This is a genomic window from Streptomyces tricolor, from assembly GCF_002155905.1.
Lineage (GTDB): Bacteria > Actinomycetota > Actinomycetes > Streptomycetales > Streptomycetaceae > Streptomyces > Streptomyces tricolor.
In genome coordinates, this window is the sequence record NZ_MUMF01000688.1 from 2,417 (window position 1) to 9,992 (window position 7,576).

Consider the following 7,576-nt stretch of genomic DNA (forward strand, 5'->3'; position numbering starts at 1 on the left):
GGAACTCGGCCACGGCGCCCGTCCGTTGACAGGGCACCAGCATCGGCGCCACTCACGCGCGCGGGGCCCTCGCCTGCGGGAATCCCGGACCCCGCCGTTCCACCGCCCTGTGACGTGTGGCACCATGCAGCCCATCCCACCGGCACAGCCCTCACAGGAGACACTCCTCGTGCAGCCATCCGCCGTTCCGGAGCTCGCCCACACCCAGACCCGGCCCATCCACTGGGTCGCCACCGCCACGGCCGTCGCCGGCGTCGTGGCCCTCTCCTCCGTCGTCCAGCCCGGATCGGCCACAGCCGCCCAGTCCGCCCCCGGCACCGGGGGCAGGCCCGCCCCCGCGGCCGTCGCACCGCCGAGCACCACCGGAGTGGAGTTCCCGCTGGACTGCGGACCGGTGAAGGCGGTCGTCGCCAAGAAGGCCACCGGGGACCTCGACGGCGACGGCAGACCGGAAACCGTCGCCGTCGTGCACTGCGACGCCCCCATGGGCACCCCGCCCGACGGGGTCTACGTCCTCACCCGCGCCGCGGACGGCGGCAAGCCGCGCGTCGTCGCCACCCTCGTCGAGCCCGGGGAACGGCTCACGGTCACCGACTTCACCGTCCGCGCGCGTGCCGTCACCGCGACCCTGCTCGGTTACTCCTCGGACGCCGTGCCCCGTTGCTGCCCCGACGTGAAGACCCCGGCCACGTGGCGGTGGAACGGCAACGCCTTCCTCCGCTCCACCCCGGCCGGGGCCCACAGCGTCTGAACCGCACTCACTCCGCGTCGGGCCCGTACACCTCGACCCTGTCCGAAACCCTGCGTACGTGGATGCACTCGCCGGGACACTCCTTCGCCGAGTCCACCACGTCCGTGAGCAGCGGCAGCGGCACCGGCACGGTCGCCCCCGGAGCCTGCAGCAGCTCGTCGTCCGCGCCCTTCACATAGGCCAGCCCGTCGATGTCCAGCTCGAACACCTCCGGGGCGTACTGGGCGCAGATCCCGTCGCCGGTACACAGGTCCTGGTCGATCCAGACCTCCAGCGCCTCGCCGCCCGGGGTCTCCTGCTGCACGGTCATCTCTCCTGCCGTCGGTTCGCCGGGCGGTCCCGGCACCCCGAGGGCCAGCCGGGTCCGCTCCAGCGGCTGTTGAACACCCTCGACCCTACCTCCGCCCGCCGCCCGGCCGGGTGGCACCGGCCCGGGGTTTCCGGCCCCGCCCCCTCGGGTACCAGCGCCGGACCGGGACAGAGGTGCCCCGGCGGCCGGGTCGATCACTTCAGGCCGCCGGCACGGTGACCCCACCCGCCGATGCCGTCGCTCTGCGTGATGATCGTACGAGCGACCTGAGTGCTGCCCGCGGACCGCCCGATCGGCCACCAGCGGACAACTCCGGCCACTCACGAAGGGATTCGACCACGCCAAGCATGGAACAAGCTGCTTTCCCATCACGTTGAGTGGGTATCCCCTCCGTGCGAGGGAGTGTGCACCGGGTGACCGACGACACACCTTGACAGTCTTTGTGATCTAGGGGTTTCAATCGACACCCACCCAGGTAGGGTCTGGAAGCGTCCAGCTCCCCTTGGAGGAGGTGAGGACCGTGGCAGCCCACGACGACGACATGAACCGCGGCATCCGCCCGGGACGAGGGTCCGACGACCCGGCCGGGCAGATCGCCTACCTTGAGCAGGAGATCGCCGTCCTGCGCCGCAAGCTCGCCGACTCTCCGCGCCACACGAGGATTCTCGAAGAGCGGATCGTCGAGCTGCAGACCAACCTGGCCGGCGTGTCCGCCCAGAACGAACGACTGGCCAACACCCTCCGTGAGGCCCGCGACCAGATCGTGGCCCTCAAGGAGGAGGTCGACCGGCTCGCTCAGCCGCCGGCCGGATTCGGTGTCTTCCTGCAGGCCAACGAGGACGGCACCGCCGACATCTTCACCGGAGGACGCAAACTCCGGGTGAACGTCAGCCCCAGCGTCGAACTCGACGAGATGCGGCGTGGCCAGGAGGTCATGCTCAACGAGGCGCTCAACGTGGTCGAGGCCATGGAGTTCGAGCGCGTCGGCGACATCGTCACCCTCAAGGAGATCCTCGAGGACGGCGAGCGCGCCCTCGTACTGGGGCACACCGACGAAGAGCGCGTGGTCCGGCTCGCCGAGCCCCTGCTCGGCACCACCATCCGCGCCGGTGACGCCCTCCTGCTCGAACCCCGCTCCGGCTACGTCTACGAGGTCGTGCCCAAGAGCGAGGTCGAGGAACTGGTCCTCGAAGAGGTCCCCGACATCGGCTACGAGCAGATCGGCGGCCTCGGCAACCAGATCGAGGCCATCCGCGACGCGGTCGAGCTGCCGTACCTCTACCCCGACCTCTTCAAGGAGCACGAGCTGCGCCCGCCCAAGGGCGTCCTGCTCTACGGCCCGCCCGGCTGTGGCAAGACCCTCATCGCCAAGGCCGTCGCGAACTCCCTGGCCAAGAAGGTTGCCGAGGTCACCGGCCAGGCCGCCGGCAAGAGCTTCTTCCTGAACATCAAGGGCCCCGAGCTGCTCAACAAGTACGTCGGCGAGACCGAGCGGCAGATCCGCCTCGTCTTCCAGCGCGCACGGGAGAAGGCCAGCGAGGGCACCCCCGTGATCGTCTTCTTCGACGAGATGGAGTCCCTCTTCCGCACCCGCGGCTCCGGCGTCAGCTCCGACGTGGAGAACACCATCGTTCCCCAGCTGCTCGCCGAGATCGACGGCGTCGAGGGCCTGCAGAACGTGGTCGTGATCGGCGCCTCCAACCGCGAGGACATGATCGACCCCGCCATCCTGCGCCCCGGCCGGCTCGACGTGAAGATCAAGATCGAGCGTCCGGACGCCGAGGCGGCCAAGGACATCTTCGGCAAGTACCTCACCGAGCGCCTCCCGCTGCACGCGGAGGACCTCGGCGAGCACGGTGGCGACAAGGCGGCCACGGTCCAGGCCATGATCCAGACCGCGGTCGAGCACATGTACGCCGAATCCGAGGAGAACCGCTTCCTCGAGGTCACCTACGCCAACGGCGACAAGGAAGTCCTCTACTTCAAGGACTTCAACTCCGGCGCCATGATCGAAAACATCGTGGGCCGCGCCAAGAAAATGGCGATCAAGGACTTCCTGGAAAAGAGCCAGAAGGGCCTCCGCGTCTCCCACCTGCTCCAGGCCTGCGTGGACGAGTTCAAGGAGAACGAGGACCTGCCCAACACCACCAACCCGGACGACTGGGCCCGGATCTCCGGAAAGAAGGGCGAGCGGATCGTCTACATCCGCACCCTCATCACCGGAAAGCAGGGCGCGGACACCGGACGCTCCATCGACACGGTGGCGAACACCGGTCAGTACCTGTAACAGCAGGGCGGCTGCGGGTGCCCTCGACGGGGTACCCGCAGCCGACTGTTTTTCAGGCCACGACCGGAGCAGCCAATGACGCAAATGATCTCCCCACCAGCGCAAAGGCGTTCTAGGCTCGTTCCTACCGCCGAGTCGCGCAGTGCGGGGACGGGCACCGCACACGCACCGGAGCGCCAGCGGTACTTGAGCGGCGCCCACGACCGAGGGTGCCGCCGGGCAAGGAGGGCCGCATGACCGTACGGCGAGTAATGGGCATCGAGACGGAGTACGGGATCTCCGTCCCCGGCCACCCCAACGCCAATGCCATGCTCACCTCATCCCAGATCGTCAACGCCTACGCGGCGGCGATGCACCGGGCCCGCCGGGCCCGCTGGGACTTCGAGGAGGAGAACCCGCTGCGGGACGCGCGAGGCTTCGACCTCGCCCGGGAGGCCGCCGACGCCAGCCAGCTCACCGACGAGGACATCGGCCTCGCCAACGTGATCCTCACCAACGGCGCGCGCCTCTACGTCGACCACGCCCACCCCGAGTACAGCGCCCCCGAGGTCACCAATCCCCGCGACGCCGTCCTCTGGGACAAGGCCGGCGAACGGATCATGGCCGAGGCCGCGGAACGGGCCGCGCAGCTGCCCGGCGCGCAGCCCATCCACCTCTACAAGAACAACACCGACAACAAGGGCGCCTCCTACGGCACGCACGAGAACTACCTGATGAAGCGGGAGACCCCCTTCTCGGACATCGTGCGCCACCTCACGCCCTTCTTCGTCTCCCGTCAGGTCTTCGCCGGAGCGGGCCGCGTCGGCATCGGCCAGGACGGACACGAACACGGCTTCCAGATCAGCCAGCGCGCCGACTACTTCGAGGTCGAGGTCGGCCTGGAGACCACGCTCAAGCGCCCGATCATCAACACCCGGGACGAGCCCCACGCGGACGCGGAGAAGTACCGCCGCCTGCACGTGATCATCGGCGACGCCAACCTCTCCGAGATCTCCACCTACCTCAAGCTGGGCACGACCGCCCTGGTCCTGTCCATGATCGAGGACGGCTTCATCGCCGTCGACCTCGCCGTCGACCAGCCCGTCCGCACCCTGCACCAGGTCTCCCACGATCCCTCCCTCAAGCGCCTCATCACGCTGCGCAGCGGGCGGACACTCACCGCGGTCCAGTTGCAGATGGAGTACTTCGAGCTGTCGCGCAAGTACGTCGAGGAGCGCTTCGGCGCCGACGCCGACGACCAGACCAAGGACGTCCTCAGCCGCTGGGAGGACACCCTCACCCGGCTGGAGAACGACCCGATGAGCCTGGCCGGCGAACTGGACTGGGTCGCCAAGCGGGAGCTGATGGAGGGCTACCGCCGCCGGGACGACCTCGACTGGGACGCCGCCCGGCTCCACCTGGTCGACCTCCAGTACGCCGACGTACGCGCCGAGAAGGGCCTGTACAACCGCCTGGCGGCCCGCGGCCGGATGAAGCGCCTCCTGGACGAGTCCGAGGTCGACAGGGCCCGTACGAAGCCGCCGGAGGACACCCGGGCCTACTTCCGCGGACGCTGCCTGGAGCAGTACGCCGACGACGTCGCGGCGGCCTCCTGGGACTCGGTCATCTTCGACCTCCCCGGCCGCGACTCGCTCCAGCGCGTTCCAACCCTGGAGCCGCTACGCGGAACGCGAAATCACGTCAAGGAGCTGCTGGACCGCTGCCGCACGGCGGAAGACCTGGTCAGGGTGCTGTCCGGCGGCTGAGCGCGATCAGCGGGTACTCGTACCGCCCCGGGCGGGCAGGGTGGAAATCCCGCCGCCCGGGAATCATCGAGGTGGCCCCCGCACGTTGTGGAAACTGCGGGGCCGATGTCGGACCCGGCCTATAGGGTCTGATCATCACCGATCGGCAGGCGAACTGAGCGGGGTGAGGGTTATGGCAACCAAGGACACCGGCGGCGGCCAGCAGAAGGCCACCCGGTCCACCGAGGAGGTCGAGGAGCAGGCGCAGGAGGCGCAGGCTTCGGAGGACCTCAAGGAACGGCACGAGAAGCTGAGCGACGACGTGGACTCGGTCCTCGACGAAATCGATGACGTACTCGAGGAAAACGCCGAGGATTTCGTGCGTTCCTTCGTGCAAAAAGGCGGAGAGTAAAGGCGAATTGGTCGCCTTGCCTTCGAAATGAAGGTCGCGGGGGAGTCGGGTGGCTGAGGGGCCGAACGCGAAGCGATGCAGGAAGTGCGGGCGGGATCTGCCTCGCACGGCCTTCGCGCGGGACAGGAATCGGCGTGACGGCCTCCAGGTGCACTGCCGGGAGTGCGTGGCGGAGTACAGCGCCGCGCACTACCGGCGCCGCCGTGAGGCCCTGGGGAAGCCGGTCCGGGAGAAGGCCGACGTCCCGGCCGGGCACAAGCTCTGTCGGATGTGCGGGGAGATCAAGCCGCACAGCGAGTGGCACCGGAACGCGACGGCTTCCGACGGGCTGTCGACGCGCTGCAAGGCGTGCCGGGCCGCGCTCGGACGTGAGCATCACCTGAGGCGGACGTACGGCCTCACCCGAGCCGAGCGTGACGAGTTGACCGCCTCTCAAGGGGGCGTCTGCTGTATCTGTCTGGCCGCCGTGCCCGCGCATGTGGATCACTGCCATGAGACGGGTAGGGTCCGTGGCGTACTGTGCTTCAGCTGCAATGCCGCACTGGGGCAGTTCAAGGATCAGCCCGAGGTCATCAGGCGGGCTGCTGCTTACGTGGAAGGAATCGCGTGGAAGCCAACACTCGTAGCACCGGGCGTCTACCAGCTGCCTTCCTGACGCCAGGATCCTCCTCCTTCATGGATTTCCTCGCCGAGCACCAGCCCGAGCTGCTGCCCGGCAACCGGCAGCTGCCGCCCACGCAGGGAGTGATCGAGGCGCCGCACGGCACGACCATCGTGGCGGTGACGTTCCCCGGCGGCGTGGTGCTCGCCGGTGACCGCCGGGCCACGATGGGCAATGTGATCGCCCAGCGGGACATCGAGAAGGTGTTCCCGGCGGACGAGTACTCGGCGGTGGGCATCGCCGGCACCGCCGGTCTGGCCGTGGAGATGGTCAAGCTCTTCCAGCTGGAGCTGGAGCACTTCGAGAAGGTCGAGGGCGCCCAGCTGTCGCTGGAGGGCAAGGCGAACCGGCTGTCGACCATGATCCGTTCCAACCTCGGCATGGCCATGCAGGGCCTGGCCGTGGTGCCCCTCTTCGCGGGGTACGACCTGGACCGCGAGAAGGGGCGCATCTTCTCCTACGACGTCACGGGCGGCCGTTCCGAGGAGCACCACTTCGCGGCGACGGGCTCCGGCTCGATCTTCGCGCGCGGTGCGATGAAGAAGCTGTTCCGTGACGACCTGACCGAGGAGCAGGCGACCACGCTCGTGGTGCAGGCCCTCTATGACGCGGCTGACGACGACTCGGCGACCGGTGGTCCCGATGTCGCCCGCCGGATCTACCCGATCATCACCGTGATCACCGAGGACGGTTTCCGCCGGCTCAGCGAGGGCGAGGCGTCGGAGCTGTCCCGCGCGGTGCTCCAGAAGCGGCTGGAGGAGCCGGACGGTCCGAAGGCCGCGCTGCTCTGAGCGCGGGCCCGGTTCTTATCAAGGTGATCCAGTGACCATGACAGAAAGGGACGGATAACCGGTGTCGACGCCGTTCTATGTCTCACCTCAGCAGGCGATGGCCGACCGGGCGGAGTACGCCCGCAAGGGCATCGCCCGTGGCCGCAGCCTGGTCGTGCTGCAGTACGCCGACGGCATCGTGTTCGTCGGCGAGAACCCGTCCCGCGCGCTGCACAAGTTCAGCGAGATCTACGACCGGATCGGCTTCGCGGCGGCCGGTAAGTACAACGAGTACGAGAACCTGCGCATCGGTGGTGTGCGGTACGCGGACCTGCGCGGTTACACCTACGACCGTGACGACGTGACCGCCCGCGGCCTGGCCAACGTGTACGCCCAGACGCTGGGCACGATCTTCTCCTCGGCGGCCGAGAAGCCGTACGAGGTGGAGCTGGTGGTGGCCGAGGTCGGGGAGACCCCGGAGGGCGACCAGATCTACCGGCTGCCGCACGACGGCTCGATCGTGGACGAGCACGGCTCGGTCGCGGTCGGCGGCAACGCGGAGCAGATCAGCAGTTTCCTGGACCAGCGGCACCGGGACGGCATGAGCCTGGCGGAGGCGCTCAAGCTGGCGGTGCAGGCGCTGTCCCGGGACACCAACGGC

The 7,576-nt window shown here is 68.7% G+C and carries 8 protein-coding genes; 7 read left to right on the top strand and 1 reads right to left on the bottom strand.

The window, feature by feature from the left end:
* The first annotated feature begins 169 nt into the window (after positions 1-169).
* A complete protein-coding gene (locus CCN44_RS37385; RefSeq protein ID WP_059248385.1) occupies positions 170-751 on the top strand; it encodes a hypothetical protein in 582 nt (193 codons plus the stop codon).
* Between the two features lie 7 nt (positions 752-758).
* Here the strand turns inward: CCN44_RS37385 and CCN44_RS37390 are convergent, their stop codons facing one another.
* Positions 759-1,061, bottom strand: a complete 303-nt coding sequence (locus tag CCN44_RS37390) for a ferredoxin (protein ID WP_086703217.1) — start codon at positions 1,059-1,061, stop codon at positions 759-761.
* Between the two features lie 520 nt (positions 1,062-1,581).
* Between CCN44_RS37390 and arc the strand changes: the two genes are divergently transcribed.
* The 6 genes from arc to prcA form a co-directional block, all read left to right on the top strand.
* Complete coding sequence (arc, locus tag CCN44_RS37400; RefSeq protein ID WP_059248383.1) at positions 1,582-3,348, top strand: proteasome ATPase; 1,767 nt, start codon at positions 1,582-1,584, stop codon at positions 3,346-3,348.
* A gap of 233 nt (positions 3,349-3,581) precedes the next feature.
* Positions 3,582-5,093: a depupylase/deamidase Dop gene (gene dop / locus CCN44_RS37405; protein ID WP_346163047.1), complete on the top strand. Its 1,512-nt coding sequence runs from the start codon at positions 3,582-3,584 to the stop codon at positions 5,091-5,093.
* A 172-nt stretch (positions 5,094-5,265) separates the two neighbouring features.
* Positions 5,266-5,484: a ubiquitin-like protein Pup gene (locus CCN44_RS37410; protein ID WP_059248381.1), complete on the top strand. Its 219-nt coding sequence runs from the start codon at positions 5,266-5,268 to the stop codon at positions 5,482-5,484.
* A 49-nt stretch (positions 5,485-5,533) separates the two neighbouring features.
* Positions 5,534-6,139, top strand: coding sequence for an endonuclease VII domain-containing protein (locus tag CCN44_RS37415; protein WP_086703221.1), 606 nt, complete (start codon positions 5,534-5,536; stop codon positions 6,137-6,139).
* Complete coding sequence (gene prcB, locus CCN44_RS37420) at positions 6,091-6,936, top strand: proteasome subunit beta (protein ID WP_086703224.1); 846 nt, start codon at positions 6,091-6,093, stop codon at positions 6,934-6,936. The genes CCN44_RS37415 and prcB overlap by 49 nt, the downstream gene beginning before the upstream one ends.
* A 61-nt stretch (positions 6,937-6,997) precedes the next feature.
* Positions 6,998-7,576, top strand: a 579-nt coding sequence (gene prcA, locus CCN44_RS37425) for a proteasome subunit alpha (RefSeq protein ID WP_086703227.1), incomplete at its 3' end; no start/stop codon positions are given.